19 protein-coding genes are annotated in these 13,586 nt (G+C 61.0%); 3 read left to right on the forward strand and 16 right to left on the reverse strand.

Annotated elements, in window-relative coordinates; all coding sequences use genetic code 11:
• Positions 1 to 2 precede the first annotated feature (2 nt).
• Positions 3 to 611, reverse strand: a complete 609-nt coding sequence (petA, locus tag AYR66_RS02140; RefSeq protein ID WP_088706147.1) for a ubiquinol-cytochrome c reductase iron-sulfur subunit — start codon at positions 609 to 611, stop codon at positions 3 to 5.
• A gap of 249 nt (positions 612 to 860) precedes the next feature.
• Between petA and mscL the strand changes: the two genes are divergently transcribed.
• The gene (gene mscL / locus AYR66_RS02145) at positions 861 to 1,280 is read left to right on the forward strand and encodes a large conductance mechanosensitive channel protein MscL (protein WP_088706148.1); all 420 of its coding nucleotides are present in this window, start codon (positions 861 to 863) and stop codon (positions 1,278 to 1,280) included.
• On the opposite strand, the gene AYR66_RS02150 is transcribed toward mscL, so the two are convergent.
• A complete protein-coding gene (locus AYR66_RS02150; protein WP_088706149.1) occupies positions 1,281 to 1,988 on the reverse strand; it encodes a response regulator in 708 nt (235 codons plus the stop codon).
• Between the two features lie 75 nt (positions 1,989 to 2,063).
• The gene (locus AYR66_RS02155; RefSeq protein WP_088706150.1) at positions 2,064 to 2,831 is read right to left on the reverse strand and encodes a Nif3-like dinuclear metal center hexameric protein; all 768 of its coding nucleotides are present in this window, start codon (positions 2,829 to 2,831) and stop codon (positions 2,064 to 2,066) included.
• A gap of 12 nt (positions 2,832 to 2,843) precedes the next feature.
• Between AYR66_RS02155 and AYR66_RS02160 the strand changes: the two genes are divergently transcribed.
• Both AYR66_RS02160 and AYR66_RS02165 read left to right on the forward strand, forming a co-directional pair.
• Positions 2,844 to 3,992 carry a Do family serine endopeptidase gene (locus tag AYR66_RS02160; protein WP_088706151.1) on the forward strand — a complete coding sequence of 383 codons (1,149 nt, stop codon included), beginning with the start codon at positions 2,844 to 2,846 and terminating at the stop codon, positions 3,990 to 3,992.
• A 13-nt stretch (positions 3,993 to 4,005) separates the two neighbouring features.
• A complete protein-coding gene (locus AYR66_RS02165; protein ID WP_088706152.1) occupies positions 4,006 to 4,677 on the forward strand; it encodes a DUF2461 domain-containing protein in 672 nt (223 codons plus the stop codon).
• Between the two features lie 6 nt (positions 4,678 to 4,683).
• On the opposite strand, the gene tatC is transcribed toward AYR66_RS02165, so the two are convergent.
• Genes tatC through hisD form a run of 13 tightly spaced genes read right to left on the reverse strand, consistent with a single transcriptional unit; the run spans position 4,684 to position 13,520 of the window.
• Entirely contained in the window at positions 4,684 to 5,442 is a 759-nt protein-coding gene (tatC, locus tag AYR66_RS02170) for a twin-arginine translocase subunit TatC (protein WP_088706153.1), read from the reverse strand.
• Positions 5,442 to 5,924, reverse strand: a complete 483-nt coding sequence (gene tatB, locus AYR66_RS02175) for a Sec-independent protein translocase protein TatB (protein WP_088706154.1) — start codon at positions 5,922 to 5,924, stop codon at positions 5,442 to 5,444. Before tatB ends, tatC begins: the two co-directional genes overlap by 1 nt.
• 54 nt (positions 5,925 to 5,978) lie before the next feature.
• Entirely contained in the window at positions 5,979 to 6,182 is a 204-nt protein-coding gene (tatA, locus tag AYR66_RS02180; RefSeq protein WP_088706155.1) for a Sec-independent protein translocase subunit TatA, read from the reverse strand.
• 48 nt (positions 6,183 to 6,230) lie between these two features.
• Entirely contained in the window at positions 6,231 to 6,602 is a 372-nt protein-coding gene (locus AYR66_RS02185; RefSeq protein WP_088706156.1) for a histidine triad nucleotide-binding protein, read from the reverse strand.
• Between the two features lie 32 nt (positions 6,603 to 6,634).
• A complete protein-coding gene (locus AYR66_RS02190; protein ID WP_088706157.1) occupies positions 6,635 to 6,976 on the reverse strand; it encodes a phosphoribosyl-ATP diphosphatase in 342 nt (113 codons plus the stop codon).
• A 27-nt stretch (positions 6,977 to 7,003) separates the two neighbouring features.
• Entirely contained in the window at positions 7,004 to 7,408 is a 405-nt protein-coding gene (hisI, locus tag AYR66_RS02195; RefSeq protein WP_088706158.1) for a phosphoribosyl-AMP cyclohydrolase, read from the reverse strand.
• On the reverse strand, positions 7,405 to 8,169 hold the full coding sequence (hisF, locus tag AYR66_RS02200) for an imidazole glycerol phosphate synthase subunit HisF (protein WP_088706159.1): 765 nt from the start codon (positions 8,167 to 8,169) through the stop codon (positions 7,405 to 7,407). The genes hisI and hisF overlap by 4 nt, the downstream gene beginning before the upstream one ends.
• Positions 8,170 to 8,171: 2 nt before the next feature.
• Complete coding sequence (gene hisA, locus AYR66_RS02205) at positions 8,172 to 8,957, reverse strand: 1-(5-phosphoribosyl)-5-[(5-phosphoribosylamino)methylideneamino]imidazole-4-carboxamide isomerase (protein WP_088706160.1); 786 nt, start codon at positions 8,955 to 8,957, stop codon at positions 8,172 to 8,174.
• A 49-nt stretch (positions 8,958 to 9,006) separates the two neighbouring features.
• Positions 9,007 to 9,645 carry an imidazole glycerol phosphate synthase subunit HisH gene (gene hisH, locus AYR66_RS02210; RefSeq protein ID WP_088706161.1) on the reverse strand — a complete coding sequence of 213 codons (639 nt, stop codon included), beginning with the start codon at positions 9,643 to 9,645 and terminating at the stop codon, positions 9,007 to 9,009.
• 38 nt (positions 9,646 to 9,683) lie between these two features.
• Positions 9,684 to 10,280, reverse strand: coding sequence for an imidazoleglycerol-phosphate dehydratase HisB (gene hisB, locus AYR66_RS02215; RefSeq protein ID WP_088706162.1), 597 nt, complete (start codon positions 10,278 to 10,280; stop codon positions 9,684 to 9,686).
• A 21-nt stretch (positions 10,281 to 10,301) separates the two neighbouring features.
• Positions 10,302 to 11,390 (reverse strand): histidinol-phosphate transaminase, encoded by a 1,089-nt coding sequence (gene hisC / locus AYR66_RS02220; protein WP_088706163.1) that lies wholly within the window; start codon positions 11,388 to 11,390, stop codon positions 10,302 to 10,304.
• A 14-nt stretch (positions 11,391 to 11,404) separates the two neighbouring features.
• Positions 11,405 to 12,181 carry a DNA-methyltransferase gene (locus AYR66_RS02225; RefSeq protein ID WP_234814678.1) on the reverse strand — a complete coding sequence of 259 codons (777 nt, stop codon included), beginning with the start codon at positions 12,179 to 12,181 and terminating at the stop codon, positions 11,405 to 11,407.
• 25 nt (positions 12,182 to 12,206) lie between these two features.
• Positions 12,207 to 13,520 carry a histidinol dehydrogenase gene (gene hisD / locus AYR66_RS29240; RefSeq protein WP_088709554.1) on the reverse strand — a complete coding sequence of 438 codons (1,314 nt, stop codon included), beginning with the start codon at positions 13,518 to 13,520 and terminating at the stop codon, positions 12,207 to 12,209.
• Between the last annotated feature and the right edge of the window lie 66 nt (positions 13,521 to 13,586).

Genomic DNA, 13,586 nt, shown 5'->3' on the forward strand with positions numbered 1-13,586 from the left:
GGTTATGCTTCGCCTTTCTCATCTTTACCGATGATCAGCTTGGTGTCGCTCAGGTACATGTGCGGCGGCACCTGCAGGTTGTCCGGCGCCGGCTTGTTCTTGAACACGCGGCCGGCGAGGTCGAACGTGGAGCCGTGGCACGGGCACAGGAAGCCGCCCTGCCAGTCGTCCGGCAGCGAGGGCTGCGCACCCGGCGTCAGCTTGGTGGTCGGGGAGCAGCCGAGGTGGGAGCAGATGCCCACGGCGACGAGGATCTCCGGCTTGCGCGAACGGTATTCGTTGCGTGCGTATTCCGGCGTCAGGTCGTTTGCATTGCGCTCGGACTTGGGGTCGGCAACCTGGCCGTCGGTCTTCTTGAGCGACTCGACCATTTCAGGCGAACGCTTCAGGATCCAGACCGGCTTGCCACGCCATTCGACTGTTTTCATTTCACCCGGCGCGAGGCCGGCGATGTCAACTTCAACCGGTGCACCGGCGGCCTTGGCCCGCTCGGACGGCTGGAAGGTCGACACAAAGGCCCCCGCTGTGGCCAGACCAGCCACACCGCCCGCCGCACATGTCGCGACGAGCAAGCCACGTCGACCGGAATCGACCTGCTTTTCGTTACTCATACCAACCCCAATCAGTGAAAAAGCGTAAATCTGTAGGAAAGTTCAGCAACCTTAGATTATAGCTGACGGTACATTCGATTTAAAGTGAATGTGTGAGTGTTTGCGCGGCTTTGCGGAACTTTTTCGCGTATTTTCGTACACTGCAACGGCTTCGACGGAAAAAGTCATCCAAACTCTGTCATAGTCAAAGGGCAGGACGGAAAATAAGCGCCGAAATTACGTTTTTAACAACAAATAGGGAGTGTTTCCATGGGAATGATGCAGGAATTCAAAGCATTCGCAATCAAGGGGAATGTGATCGACCTCGCAGTCGGCGTTATCATCGGCGCCGCCTTTTCGAAGATCGTCGATTCGATGGTCCAGGACCTCATCATGCCGGTAGCGGGCAAACTTTTGGGCGGACTGGATTTTTCGAACTACTACATCCCACTCAACAACCAGGGAACGCAGCTCGCTCTGGCCGAGGCAAAGAAGGCGGGCGCGGTGTTCGCCTATGGCAGCTTCATCACGATCCTGCTGAATTTCATCATCCTGGCGTTCATCATCTTCCAGATGGTGCGCGCGATCAACAAGGCAAAGAAGGAGGAGCCGGCGCCCGCAGCGGAACCCGCGCCGACGCCGGAAGAGGTCATCCTGCTGCGTGAAATCCGGGATTCGCTGAGGAAGTGATCAGTTGCGCTTCGCCGGCGGCTTGCCGAGCTGCAGCAGGCCGCGGCGATGCGCTTCATACACGGCTTCACCGCGTGAATGCACGGCCAGCTTGCCGTAGATGTTCTTGATGTGGGTCTGGACCGTCCCGACCGAAACGGAAAGTGTCTTGGCCACGTCGCCGTAGCTCTCACCCTGGGCAATAAGGTCGAGAATGGCGGCCTCCCGCTTGGTGAGGCTTGTCGTATCGTTGCCCGTCGAGGCCTGCGCGGGCTCCGCCTTCTTGCCGTCGCGTACCTTGGCCAGCACCATGCGCGCAATTGCCGGACTCATCGGTGCCCCGCCGGCGCGCAGGTCGAGGACAGCGCGAGCAATGTCCATCCTTCCGGCATCCTTGAGTACATAGCCGGATGCCCCTGCTTCGATACAGGCCAGCACATTGGCCTCGTCGCTCGACATGGTGACGACCATGATATCGGTGTCCGGATGGCGCTGCATGCAGGCCTGGATGATGTCGATGCCCGATCCGTCGGGAAGGCCGAGGTCAGTCATCAGGACGTCGGGTACGCCGGACTCCAGCCACGCAAGGGCCGGCTTGACACTGTCGAACGCCTCGAGGAGTTTCAGGCCGGGATCCGACTCGACTGCCAGACAGAGTGATTTGCGCGTCACGGCGTCGTCTTCGACAATCAGTACGCCTACCGGGTCGCGGGATGGTTGTTGTTGCATGTTGTTTTTCCTCACTGCCGGCAATGATACCTCGTCCTCCCGGCATTTCGGAAAGAGTTGACCAACTGTCACCGTTCAGACCGGATTGGGGATATCGATGAAGCGGTGCTCAAGGCCGAATTGCGCTGCAAGGTGTTCTCCAAGGGCGCGGACGCCGAAGCGCTCCGTGGCATGGTGTCCGCAGGCGAGATAGGCGACGTCCGCTTCACGCGCGAGATGGACCGTCGGCTCCGAAATTTCGCCGCTGAGGTAGGCTGATGCGCCGGCGGCGATTGCGTCCCCCAGCATGCTGTGTGCGGCGCCGGTACACCACCCTACCCGCTTCAGCGGTCTTGACGAATCACCGATGACGAGGGGCGCACGTCCCAGGCGCGATTCGACGACGCGTGCGAGATCACCCACTGTCGCCACAGCAGATTGGGCAGGCAGACCGAGCCAGCCGATGTCGTTCTCGCCGAAACGGCCGTCCGCAACAAGACCGAGCATCCTGGCAAGCTGTGCGTTGTTGCCGAATTCGGGATGCATGTCCAGTGGCAGGTGGTAGGCAAACAAGTTGATGTCATTCCCGAGCAGCAGCTTCAGCCGCTTGTGTTTGGGGCCGACCACACGCGCATCCTCGCCGCGCCAGAAGTAGCCGTGGTGCACGAGCACGGTGTCTGCACCAAACTCAGCCGCCGCTTCAAGCAGTGCCAGGCTGGCCGTGACACCGGTGACGATTTTGCGGATCTCGGCGCCCCCTTCCACCTGGAGGCCGTTTGGGCAATAGTCGCGAAAGCGGTTAATATCGAGCGTTTGCTCGAGATATCTGGCAAATTCATCCCTGTTTATTGATCCACGGCTCATTTCTCAACCTCTATGCGACGTCTCTGGCTTCTGTTTGCGCAAACCGTTACGGTCGGTCTGGCGATCTGGTTCATTGTAGCGACCTTGAAGCCGGAGTGGGCAGCAAGCGGACGCGTGACGCGCGTCGCCTCCTCGGTTCCGATGATGGAAGCGCCGGCCTCGGCAAGTCCTGCGCAAAGCTCGTATCGCGAAGCGGCGCGCCTGGCGATGCCAGCAGTGGTAAACATCTTCACCACAAAGGGTGCGCGCCAGCCCAAGACGCCATTCATGGATGACCCGCTGTTCCGCCGATTCTTCGGCGAGCAGGAGGACCGCCAGTTCAGCCTCGGCTCGGGCGTAGTGGTGAGTCCGGAAGGCTACGTCCTGACCAACAATCATGTGATCGAGACGGCTGACGAGATCGAGATTGCCCTCGCCGACGGTCGCAAGGCCGTCGCGAAGGTGGTCGGCACTGATCCGGAAACAGACCTTGCGGTGGTAAAGATCAACCTGCAAAACCTCCCCGCCATCACCCTGGGCCACGCGGACCTCGCCAAGGTCGGCGATGTCGTGCTGGCCATCGGCAATCCGTTCGGCGTCGGGCAGACCGTCACCATGGGGATCATTTCCGCGCTGGGACGCAACCATCTCGGCATCAACACCTTCGAGAACTTCATCCAGACCGATGCGGCGATCAACCCGGGCAATTCGGGCGGCGCACTGATCGATGCCAACGGCAACCTGCTCGGCATCAATACCGCGATCTACTCTCGCAGCGGCGGTTCGCTCGGCATCGGTTTCGCGATTCCGGTGACCACTGTAAAGACCGTCATGGAATCGATCATCAGCACGGGCCAGGTAGTGCGCGGCTGGATTGGCGTGGAGCCGCAGGACATCACGCCGGAGCTCGCGGAGAGCTTCGGCCTGGCGAAGAAATCCGGCGCCATCATTGCCGGCGTGCTCAAGGGCGGCCCCGCGGACAAGGCCGGCATGCGGCCAGGCGATATCCTGGTGGAGGTCGAAGGCAAGCCGGTGAGCGACACGACCGACATGCTCAACCTGATTGCCCAGCTAACGCCTGGCAGCAAGGCAAAAATGACCGTACTGCGCAAGGGCAAGGAGTCGGGAGTCGACGTCCTCGTCGGCAAGCGTCCGCGTCCGCGCAGGGAAGACCAGGAATAAGAAAGTTGACCGCATGCACACCCGCGACCTGATCCAGTTTCTGTCTGAGCTTTCCGAGAACAACAACCGCGCCTGGTTCGTCATGAACAAGCCGCGCTACGACATCCTGCGCGCGGAGTTCCTCGAACTCGTGATGAAGCTGATTATCGACATCAGCAAGTTCGATCCCGAGGTCGCAGGATGTAATCCGAAGAAGGCCTTGTTCCGCATTAATCGCGACATGCGCTTTTCGAAGGACAAGAGCCCGTACAAGACGACTTTCTCCGCCGCCATCACCGCGAGCGGCCTGAAGAAGCCCAGCCAGGGCGGCGGTCCGGCTTACTACTTCCACATCGATGCGAACGGCACGTTGCTGGTGGCGGGCGGCGAATACATGCCGCCGCCGGCGCGACTGAAAACCATCCGAGAGCATGTGATCGCGGATGCGGCCGGATTCGGCAAGGTGCTGAAGAACAAGAAACTGAAGGAGCGCTATGGCGACCTTCAGGATGAAGGCAAACTCGTACGTCCGCCGAAGGGATTCGACGCCGATGCGCCTCACATCGAATACATCAAGATGAAAAGCTTCATCGTGTGGACGGAAACCGGCATCAAGAAAAAGATTCCCGCAGACCTGGGCAAGGACGTGGTTGCGGGGTTCAAGGATGCCTATCCGCTCGTCGCCTGGCTGAGGCAGGCGAAGTAGAGGGAATCAGGCGGTTTCTTCCGGTGCCCGGGTGGCGCGCGCAAACATAGGGGCGACAATCAGCCCCACTTCGTACAGCAGGCAGAGCGGTACCGCGAGCAGCAACTGGCTCACCACGTCCGGTGGTGTGACGACGGCAGCAATGACAAAGGCGGCCACGATCATGTAGGGACGGAACTCCTTCAGCTTCTCCACCGTCACCAGCCCCATGCGCACCAGAACGACGACGATGATCGGCACCTCGAAGGTGATGCCGAAAGCAATGAACATCGTCATCACAAAGCCGAAATAACTCTCGATGTCCGGCGCCACCGATACCGACCGCGGCGCGAATTCGTTGACGAACTTGAACACGGTGCCGAACACGAAGAAATAGCAGAACGCTACACCTGTCAGGAACAGCAGCGACGACGACACCACCAGCGGCGCAATGAGCTTCTTTTCGTGCTCGTAAAGGCCGGGCGCAACAAAGGCCCAGGCCTGATACAGCACAACCGGCAAGGCAATCAGGAAGGCGACCAGCAAGGTCACTTTCACCGGGATGAGGAAAGGCGTGATGACGCCCGTCGCGATCATCTTGCTGCCTGCAGGCAGGGCAGACATCATCGGCTGGGCGAGCATGTCGTAGATCCTGCCGGCGAAAGGCATCAAGCCCAGGAACACGACAATGACTGCCACCATCGCCTTCATCAGGCGGTTGCGCAGCTCCACGAGGTGCGAGACGAAGGTTTCTCCCGGGGGAGTCGAGTTTTGGTCGTCGGTCATCAGTGGAAGGATGCGGGTGTCTTGCGGGCGCCTGCGGGCCGGTACTTCGCGACGCGCGCGGCGCCGGAAATCACGCGGGTCCTGCGGCCGCTCTGTTTTTTGTACCAGGCGGGGATGGCGGAAGTGCGGGCCAGTTTCTTCTTGCGGAAGTCCTTGGCCTTGACGGCCATCTGGCTCGGCTCCTCCGGTTCGAGCAGCGGATTGCGCAGGGCTTCCTGCACATCCGTTTCCAGCTCGGCGAGGTTGGATGCGATCGATTGCTCGACACTGCTGGCGGCTTCCTGCACGTCCTTGTGCATCTTCCGCAGCTCTTCGAGTTCGATCTCGCGGCTGACTTCAGCCTTCACATCGCTGATGTAGCGCTGCGCGCGGCCGAACAGCGTGCCGGCCATGCGCGCCACCTTGGGCAGGCGCTCAGGGCCGACAACGACCAGCGCGACGACGCCGATCAGCGCGAGTTTGGACAGTCCGAGATCAATCATGGCAGGAAGGCTGGAGCGCCGTGCATGTCAGGTTTGCATGCGAAGCGATATGCATCAGCTCTTCTTTTCCTTTGCGTCGACGTCGATGGTCGCCTTGTCGGTCGCGGCGGATTTTTCCTCCTCGCCCTTGACGCCATCCTTGAAGCCCTTGACGGCCTTGCCGAGGTCGGAGCCGATATTGCCGAGCTTCTTGGTACCGAAGATCAACACGACGACCACCAGCACGATCAGCCAGTGCCAAATGCTAAACGAACCCATTACTTTCTCCTAAGCGGACGCGAACGTCCTTCAACAATTAAACTCGGCTTAACGCTGGCCGCGCCACGGACGCGGACCGCCGATGACATGCAAATGGAGATGGTACACCTCCTGACCGCCATCGGGCCCGGTATTGAACAGCGTCTTGAATCCGCCGCTGCCCGTGCCGCCGTCAACCGCCTTGTAACCGCAACCCTGCTCTTCCGCGATTTTCGGCGCCAGCAGCATCATCTTGCTCAGCAGCGCCGCATGGCTTTCGTCACAGTCCGCCAGCGAAGGCACATGCTGTTTCGGCACGATCAGGACATGCACTGGTGCAGCAGGGTTGATGTCATGAAAGGCGATGAGGTCGTCATCCTCATAGACGGTCTTTGACGGAATCTGCTTGGAAGCGATCTTGCAGAAAATGCAGTTTGTCATGGCTATCCCGTTGATGGATCAAAGAATTTTCATCAATCTGGTTTCCGGCTCGCCTTTTCCTCGATACCTGAGAGGCCTTCCCGGCGGGCAAGTTCCCTCAGCACATCTTCTGGCGTCAAATTGAATTGTGCCAGCATGACCATGGAATGGAACCAGAGGTCGGCGCATTCATAGAGGACCTTGGAAGAATCGCCGGAAGCGCGCGCATCCTTGGCGGCCATTACCGTCTCGGTGGCTTCCTCGCCAATCTTTTTCAAGATGGCGTCGTCGCCCTTGGTGAACAGGCGGGCAACATAGGACTTGTCGGGGTCGCCGCCATTCGCTGGCTTGCGGGACTCGATGACGTCGGCAAGACGTTTCAGGATTTCACTCATGGTAGGTCGGCGGAGTGCGCCGTGCGTTCATTTGTAGATGCTGTCGGGATCCTTGAGGATCGGGTCGATGGCTTGCCAGTCGCCCTTGTCGGCGCTGCCTTCGAATTTCTGGAAGAAGCAGGAATGCCGTCCGGTGTGGCAAGCTATGCCGCCGGCCTGTTCGACCTTCAGCAGCACCACGTCTTCATCGCAGTCGAGACGAACTTCGAGGACCTTCTGCACGTGACCGGACTCTTCGCCCTTGTGCCACAGTTTCTTCCGGGAGCGGCTCCAGTAGACAGCCTCGCCGAGCTCGACCGTCTTCGCGAGCGCTTCGCGGTTCATCCAGGCAAACATCAGGACGTCATTGCTGCCGGCTTCCTGGGCGATCACCGGCACCAGGCCGTGTTCATCCCACTTCACCTTGTTCAGCCATTTGGCACTGATGCTCATGCAAGCCTCATTGGAATGCCCTGCCCGGCCATGAATTGCTTGGCTTCCTGCACGGTGTGCTGGCCGTAGTGGAAAATGCTGGCAGCGAGCACTGCATCGGCCTTGCCGCGCTTGATGCCGTCGGCCAGGTCCTGCAGGCCGCCGACGCCGCCGGAGGCGATCACAGGAATCGAGACGGCATCGGATACGGCGCGCGTCAGGTCGAGGTCGAAGCCGCTCTTGGTGCCGTCGCGGTCCATGCTGGTCAGCAGGATTTCGCCGACGCCGAGGCTTTCCATCTTCTTCGCCCATTCGACGACATCGAGGCCGGTCGCCTTGCGGCCGCCATGGGTGAAGACTTCCCATTTGCCCGGGGCACTCTTCTTCGCGTCGATCGCAACGACGATGCACTGCGAGCCAAACTTGTGCGCGGCATCCTGCACCATCTGCGGATTGGCCACGGCGGTGCTGTTGACGCTGATCTTGTCGGCGCCGGCATTGAGCAGGCGGCGCACGTCGTCGACGGTGCGCACGCCGCCGCCGACGGTCAGCGGAATGAAGACCTGCGAGGCGACATCTTCGATGATGTGGAGAATGAGGTCGCGGTTGTCCGATGTCGCGGTGATGTCGAGAAAGGTGATTTCATCCGCGCCCTGCTCGTCGTAGCGGCGTGCGATTTCGACCGGGTCACCGGCGTCACGCAGCTCGACGAAATTGACGCCCTTGACCACGCGGCCGTTGGTCACGTCAAGGCAGGGGATGATGCGTTTTGCAAGGGTCATGCTTACTCTTCTTCCGCCTCTTCGAGGCCGCTGAGTTCGTCAGCGCGTTGTTGCGCGGCACGCAGGTCGAGCGTGCCTTCATAGATGGAGCGGCCGCAGATCACACCGTCGATGCCTTCATCCTGCACGGCGCAGAGTGCCTCCACATCCTTGATGTTGTGCACGCCGCCGGAGGCGATGATCGGGATCTGGACGGCTTGCGCCAGCTTCACGGTCGCTTCAATGTTCACGCCGCCCATCATGCCGTCGCGGCCGATGTCGGTGTAGACGATGGCTTCGCAGCCGTAGTCTTCGAATTTTTTCGCGAGGTCGATCACTTCGTGGCCGGACAGCTTGCTCCAGCCGTCGGTCGCCACCTTGCCATCCTTGGCATCGAGGCCGACGATGATCTGGCCCGGGAATGCGCTGCAGGCGTCATGGAGGAAGCCGGGATTCTTCACGGCAGCCGTGCCGATGATGATGTAGGACAGGCCGTCGTCGAGGAAGCGCTCGATGGTGTCGAGGTCACGGATACCGCCGCCCAGCTGGATGGGGATTTCCTCTACGTCGTTTTCGGCGGCGAAATCGCGCACCGCCTGGATGATCGACTTGACCGCGGGTTCGTTCCTGGGCTTGCCGGCGAAGGCACCGTTCAGGTCCACCAGGTGCAATCGTCGCGCGCCTTGCGCCAGCCAATGTCGCGCCATTTGTCCCGGGTCGTCCGAGAACACGGTGGCTTGGTCCATATCGCCTTGTTTCAGGCGCACGCAATGACCGTCCTTGAGGTCGATGGCAGGTATGAGCAGCATGGCTACATTAGGTGGATGTTGTTGGGATCAGGAGTTGAACAATAAGGGACTACGGATTCCAGTCTACAAAGTTCTTGTACAGGCGCAATCCCGCGGCTGCACTTTTTTCAGGGTGAAACTGGGTAGCAAAAATATTGTCTTTCGCAACGGCGCACGCGAACGGGGCGCCGTAGACGGTCTCGCCGGCGATGTTCTGCGGGTCGGCGGGCACCGCGTAATAGCTGTGCACGAAGTAAAAGTAGCTGTTGTCAGCAATGCCATTCCACAGCGGATGGGACAGTGTCTGTTGCACACGGTTCCAGCCCATCTGGGGCACCTTGAAGCGCGAGCCGTCCTCCTGCTCCATGCCGTCGAGGCGGAAGCGCACCACTTTACCGGGCAGCAAGCCGATGCCGGGCGTGTCGCCCTCCTCGCTCCAGTCGAACAGCAGCTGCTCGCCCACGCACACGCCCAGCATGGGCTTGGTGCGGGTCGATTCGACCACTGCTTCCTGCAGGCCGGACTCGCGCAGGCAGCGCATGCAGTCAGGCATCGCGCCCTGGCCCGGAAGGACGAGGCGGTCCGCCGACTTGATCTCGGCGAGCTCGCCGGAAATGCGCACGTCCGCTTCGGGCGCGGCATGCCGCAGGGCCTGCGCAACGGAGCGCAGATTGCCCATGCCGTAATCCACTACAACAATCTTTTTCATGTCAGAAATCGGGTTGTCTCTCCGCGCAACCGGCGCGGTTACAGACTGCCTTTCGTCGAAGGGATGGTCCCTGCCGCGCGCGAATCGAGTTCGGCGGCCATGCGCAATGCGCGGCCGAATGCCTTGAACACGGTTTCGCACTGGTGGTGCGCGTTCTCACCGCGCAGGTTATCGATATGCAGGGTCACCAGGGCATGGTTGACGAAGCCCTGGAAGAATTCGTGCGTGAGGTCGACGTCGAAGGCGCCGATCATCGAACGCTTGAACGGAACGTGGAACTCCAGGCCGGGACGGCCGGAGAAGTCGACGACGACGCGCGACAGCGCCTCATCAAGCGGCACGTAGGCATGGCCGTAGCGGCGGATGCCCTTCTTGTCGCCGATGGCCTTGGCAAACGCCTGGCCGAGGGTGATGCCGACGTCTTCGACGGTATGGTGTGCGTCGATATGCAAATCGCCTTTCGCTTCGATGTCGAGGTCGATCAGCCCATGGCGGGCGATCTGGTCGAGCATGTGATCGAGGAAGGGCACACCGGTGTTCAGCTTCTGCTGGCCGGTGCCGTCGAGGTTGATCGCAACGCGTATCTGCGTTTCGTTGGTATTGCGAGTGACCTCGGCAATGCGTGACGTGGACATGTTAAATGGGTGGTACCAAAGTTACGAAGCAAGCGACGCCTTCATGGCATCAAGGAATATCCGGTTCTCTTCCGGGGTGCTGACGGTCACCCGCAGGCAGTTTTCCAGCAATGGATGCATTTTACCGACATTTTTGATCAAAACCTTACGATCCAATAATGCAGAAAATACACCGTCCGACGTGATGTTCGGATTTTTCACGCGAACCAGCAGGAAATTCGCTGCCGAGGGGAAAACCTCGACGCCCGGCAATGCCGTCAGTTCGGCGGCCAGCTTGGTCCGCTCCCAGCGCAGCGAAGCGGCTTGGGCGTCGAGCACATCGACGTGTTCGAGCACGAATTCCGCGGCGGCCTGGGTCAGCACATTCACATTGTACGGCGGGCGCACCTTGTCGAATTCCGTGAGCAGTGCGCCGCTGCAGGACATGTAGCCGAGGCGGATGCCTGCCAGGCCCAGCTTGGACACGGTGCGCATAACAACCAGGTTGGGGAATTCGGGCAGGCGCGGCATGAAGGTGTCCTGCGCGAAGGGCTGGTAAGCCTCGTCGACGATGACCGCGCCTGTATCGCCGACGGCCTTGATGATCTCCACCATGTCGGCGACATCGAACACATTCCCGGTAGGGTTGTTCGGGTATGCGAGATAAGTGATCGCTGGCTTATGCTGCTCGATCGCGGCCAGCATCGCGGCCTTGTCGAGGGAAAAGTCGGGCTTGAGCGGGACGCCGACGAATTCCAGTCCGGCGAACTTGGCGGACATCGCGTACATCACGAAGCCCGGGGTCGGGGCCAGCACCTTCGCGCCCGGCTTTGCGCAGGCGACCGAGACGATGCTGATCAGCTCGTCCGAGCCATTGCCGAGGATGACGTCGTAGCCGGCGGGCACGCCAAGCTTCGCGCAGATGCGCGCCTTGAGTTCGGTGTAGGACGGCACCGGATAGCGGTTCAGGGCGACATCCGCCAGGCGGCGGCCCAGCTCCTCGCGCAGCGTTTCCGGAAGGATGTAGGGGTTCTCCATCGCATCCAGCTTTACGAAGCCGCCGGCGTCGGGCACATGATAGGCGGAAAGCGCACGGACTTCGGGACGGATGATGTTTTCGATCAGTGACATGGTTGTTCCTGCTTTCAGGCTGCTTCGGGCTCGGGTTTGTCCAACTCGGCCAGACGGTTTTCGATCAATGCACAGTAGTCGGGATTCAGTTCGAAACCGACGAAATTCCTGCCACAACGCTTGGCGGCGACCGCGGTGGTGCCGCTGCCCATGAAGGGATCCAGCACCACGCCGCCGGGCGGACAGGATGCCTTCAGCATGCGCTCGACGATCTCCAGCGGCTTCTGCGTCGGATGGTCGGCGCGCTCGCGGTGTTCGCGGTGCAGGCGCGACACGCTCCAGACATCCTTCGGGTTGTAGCCGATCTCCAGCCACTTGGCGCCGACGAAAATCGAGCGGGAACGTGCCTTCTTGGTTTCCGCGTCATACGGAATGCGCACCGCGTCCAGGTCGAAATGGTAATCCTTCGCCTTCACGAAAAAGCCGATGGTGTCATGCACCGAGGAAAACTTGCGTGTGCTGCCGCCCATCGAGGGCACGCGGCGGTCCCAGATGATTTCGTTGACCATGGTCATGCGCTTTTTCAGCATGACGAAGATTTCCGGCGAATAGCGCCAGGTCAGGAAGATGTACAGGCTGCCGTTGGGCTTGAGCTTGGGCAGCGCCGCATCGACCCATTGTTCGGTCCAGCGCAGGTAGGCTTCGGCATCTAGCTTGTCGGAGTCGTTGCCGTAGTCCTTGCCCAATCCGTAGGGCGGGTCGGCGATCAGCAGGTCGATGCTGCCGTCGGGAATGCGGGCGAAGCCCTGCAACGCATCTTCGCAGAAGACGCGGTTGAGCCAGGTCGTCACCGCATCACCCGGATGGCTAAGCCGATCATTTAAGCCGGTACTCCGCCGAACCTGCGTGCGCCTGCAGGCCTTCGCCATAGGCGAGCTCCGCGGCTACCTTGCCGAGGGTTTGCGCGCCCGCTTCGCTCACGTGGATGATGCTGGAGCGCTTCTGGAAGTCGTACACGCCGAGCGGCGACGAGAAGCGCGCGGTGCGCGAGGTCGGCAGCACGTGGTTCGGGCCGGCGCAGTAATCGCCCAGCGATTCGGAGGAAAAGCGGCCAAGGAACATCGCGCCGGCGTGGCGGATCTTGTCTGCCCACTGCTGCGGATTCTCGGTGGAGATTTCGAGGTGCTCGGCAGCGATCATGTTGGCGATCTCGCAGGCTTCGTCCATGTCGCCCACCTTGACCATCGCGCCGCGATTGACCAGCGACGTACGGATCACGTCCTTGCGCGGCATCGCATCGAGCTGGCGGTTGATGCTGGCCTCGACCTTTTCGATGTAAGCAGCATCTGGGCAGACGAGGATGGATTGCGCGAGCTCGTCGTGTTCGGCCTGAGAAAACAGATCCATCGCGATCCAGTCCGGATCGGTGGTGCCGTCGCAGACCACGAGGATTTCGGATGGGCCCGCGATCATGTCGATGCCGACGATGCCGAACACGCGGCGCTTGGCTGCAGCGACATAGGCATTGCCGGGACCGACGATCTTGTCGACCTGGGGAATGGTCGCGGTGCCGTACGCGAGCGCACCGACTGCCTGCGCGCCGCCGATGGTGAACACGCGGTCCACACCTGCGATGGCCGCAGCGGCCAGCACCAGTTCGTTCTTCACGCCGCTGGGCGTGGGCACGACCATGATGATTTCCTGCACGCCGGCGACCTTGGCTGGGATGGCATTCATCAGCACGGACGACGGATAGGCTGCCTTGCCGCCGGGGACGTAGATGCCCACGCGGTCAAGCGGCGTCACCTTCTGGCCGAGGACGGTGCCGTCGGCTTCCGTGTAGGTGAAGCCGTCGCTGCCGGTTTCCGCCTTCTGGCGCTCGTGGTAGGCACGCACGCGATTGGCCGCCGTTTGCAGCGCCGTGCGGCGCTCCGGCGCCAGGCTTGCGAGTGCGCGCTGCAGTTCGTCCTTGCCGATTTCCAGGCTGGCGACATCGCTCGCCGTGAGCTTGTCGAAGCGGTTGGTGTACTCGATGACGGCCGCATCGCCGCGCGCCTTCACATCGGCGAGGATTTGCGCGGCGGCGCGGTCGATTGCTTCGTCTTCGCTCGCCTCGAACGCGAGCACCGCCGAGAGTTGCGCGTTGAAATCCGGATTGGACGAGTCGAGCTTGCGAATCTGGATGGTCATGGCCTTATTCCGCTTTCGATGCCTTTTCGAAGGCTTCCAGGATGGGTTGCAGGCGGTCGCGCTTGG

Source organism: Noviherbaspirillum denitrificans, from assembly GCF_002211445.1.
Taxonomy (GTDB): Bacteria; Pseudomonadota; Gammaproteobacteria; order Burkholderiales; family Burkholderiaceae_D; genus Noviherbaspirillum; species Noviherbaspirillum denitrificans.

What these genes read in the sequence shown, in the direction of transcription:
- AYR66_RS02185 (WP_088706156.1), bottom strand. Translation starts at nt 6,602, where the DNA reads ATGACAAACTGCATTTTCTGCAAGATCGCTTCCAAGCAGATTCCGTCA.
- tatA (WP_088706155.1), bottom strand. Translation starts at nt 6,182, where the DNA reads ATGGGTTCGTTTAGCATTTGGCACTGGCTGATCGTGCTGGTGGTCGTC.
- tatC (WP_088706153.1), bottom strand. Translation starts at nt 5,442, where the DNA reads ATGACCGACGACCAAAACTCGACTCCCCCGGGAGAAACCTTCGTCTCG.
- AYR66_RS02150 (WP_088706149.1), bottom strand. Translation starts at nt 1,988, where the DNA reads ATGCAACAACAACCATCCCGCGACCCGGTAGGCGTACTGATTGTCGAA.
- AYR66_RS02155 (WP_088706150.1), bottom strand. Translation starts at nt 2,831, where the DNA reads ATGAGCCGTGGATCAATAAACAGGGATGAATTTGCCAGATATCTCGAG.
- mscL (WP_088706148.1), top strand. Translation starts at nt 861, where the DNA reads ATGGGAATGATGCAGGAATTCAAAGCATTCGCAATCAAGGGGAATGTG.
- hisC (WP_088706163.1), bottom strand. Translation starts at nt 11,390, where the DNA reads ATGTCACTGATCGAAAACATCATCCGTCCCGAAGTCCGTGCGCTTTCC.
- AYR66_RS02160 (WP_088706151.1), top strand. Translation starts at nt 2,844, where the DNA reads ATGCGACGTCTCTGGCTTCTGTTTGCGCAAACCGTTACGGTCGGTCTG.
- hisA (WP_088706160.1), bottom strand. Translation starts at nt 8,957, where the DNA reads ATGCTGCTCATACCTGCCATCGACCTCAAGGACGGTCATTGCGTGCGC.
- AYR66_RS02165 (WP_088706152.1), top strand. Translation starts at nt 4,006, where the DNA reads ATGCACACCCGCGACCTGATCCAGTTTCTGTCTGAGCTTTCCGAGAAC.
- petA (WP_088706147.1), bottom strand. Translation starts at nt 611, where the DNA reads ATGAGTAACGAAAAGCAGGTCGATTCCGGTCGACGTGGCTTGCTCGTC.
- hisD (WP_088709554.1), bottom strand. Translation starts at nt 13,520, where the DNA reads ATGACCATCCAGATTCGCAAGCTCGACTCGTCCAATCCGGATTTCAAC.
- hisF (WP_088706159.1), bottom strand. Translation starts at nt 8,169, where the DNA reads ATGACCCTTGCAAAACGCATCATCCCCTGCCTTGACGTGACCAACGGC.
- hisB (WP_088706162.1), bottom strand. Translation starts at nt 10,280, where the DNA reads ATGTCCACGTCACGCATTGCCGAGGTCACTCGCAATACCAACGAAACG.
- tatB (WP_088706154.1), bottom strand. Translation starts at nt 5,924, where the DNA reads ATGATTGATCTCGGACTGTCCAAACTCGCGCTGATCGGCGTCGTCGCG.
- hisI (WP_088706158.1), bottom strand. Translation starts at nt 7,408, where the DNA reads ATGAGCATCAGTGCCAAATGGCTGAACAAGGTGAAGTGGGATGAACAC.
- hisH (WP_088706161.1), bottom strand. Translation starts at nt 9,645, where the DNA reads ATGAAAAAGATTGTTGTAGTGGATTACGGCATGGGCAATCTGCGCTCC.
- AYR66_RS02190 (WP_088706157.1), bottom strand. Translation starts at nt 6,976, where the DNA reads ATGAGTGAAATCCTGAAACGTCTTGCCGACGTCATCGAGTCCCGCAAG.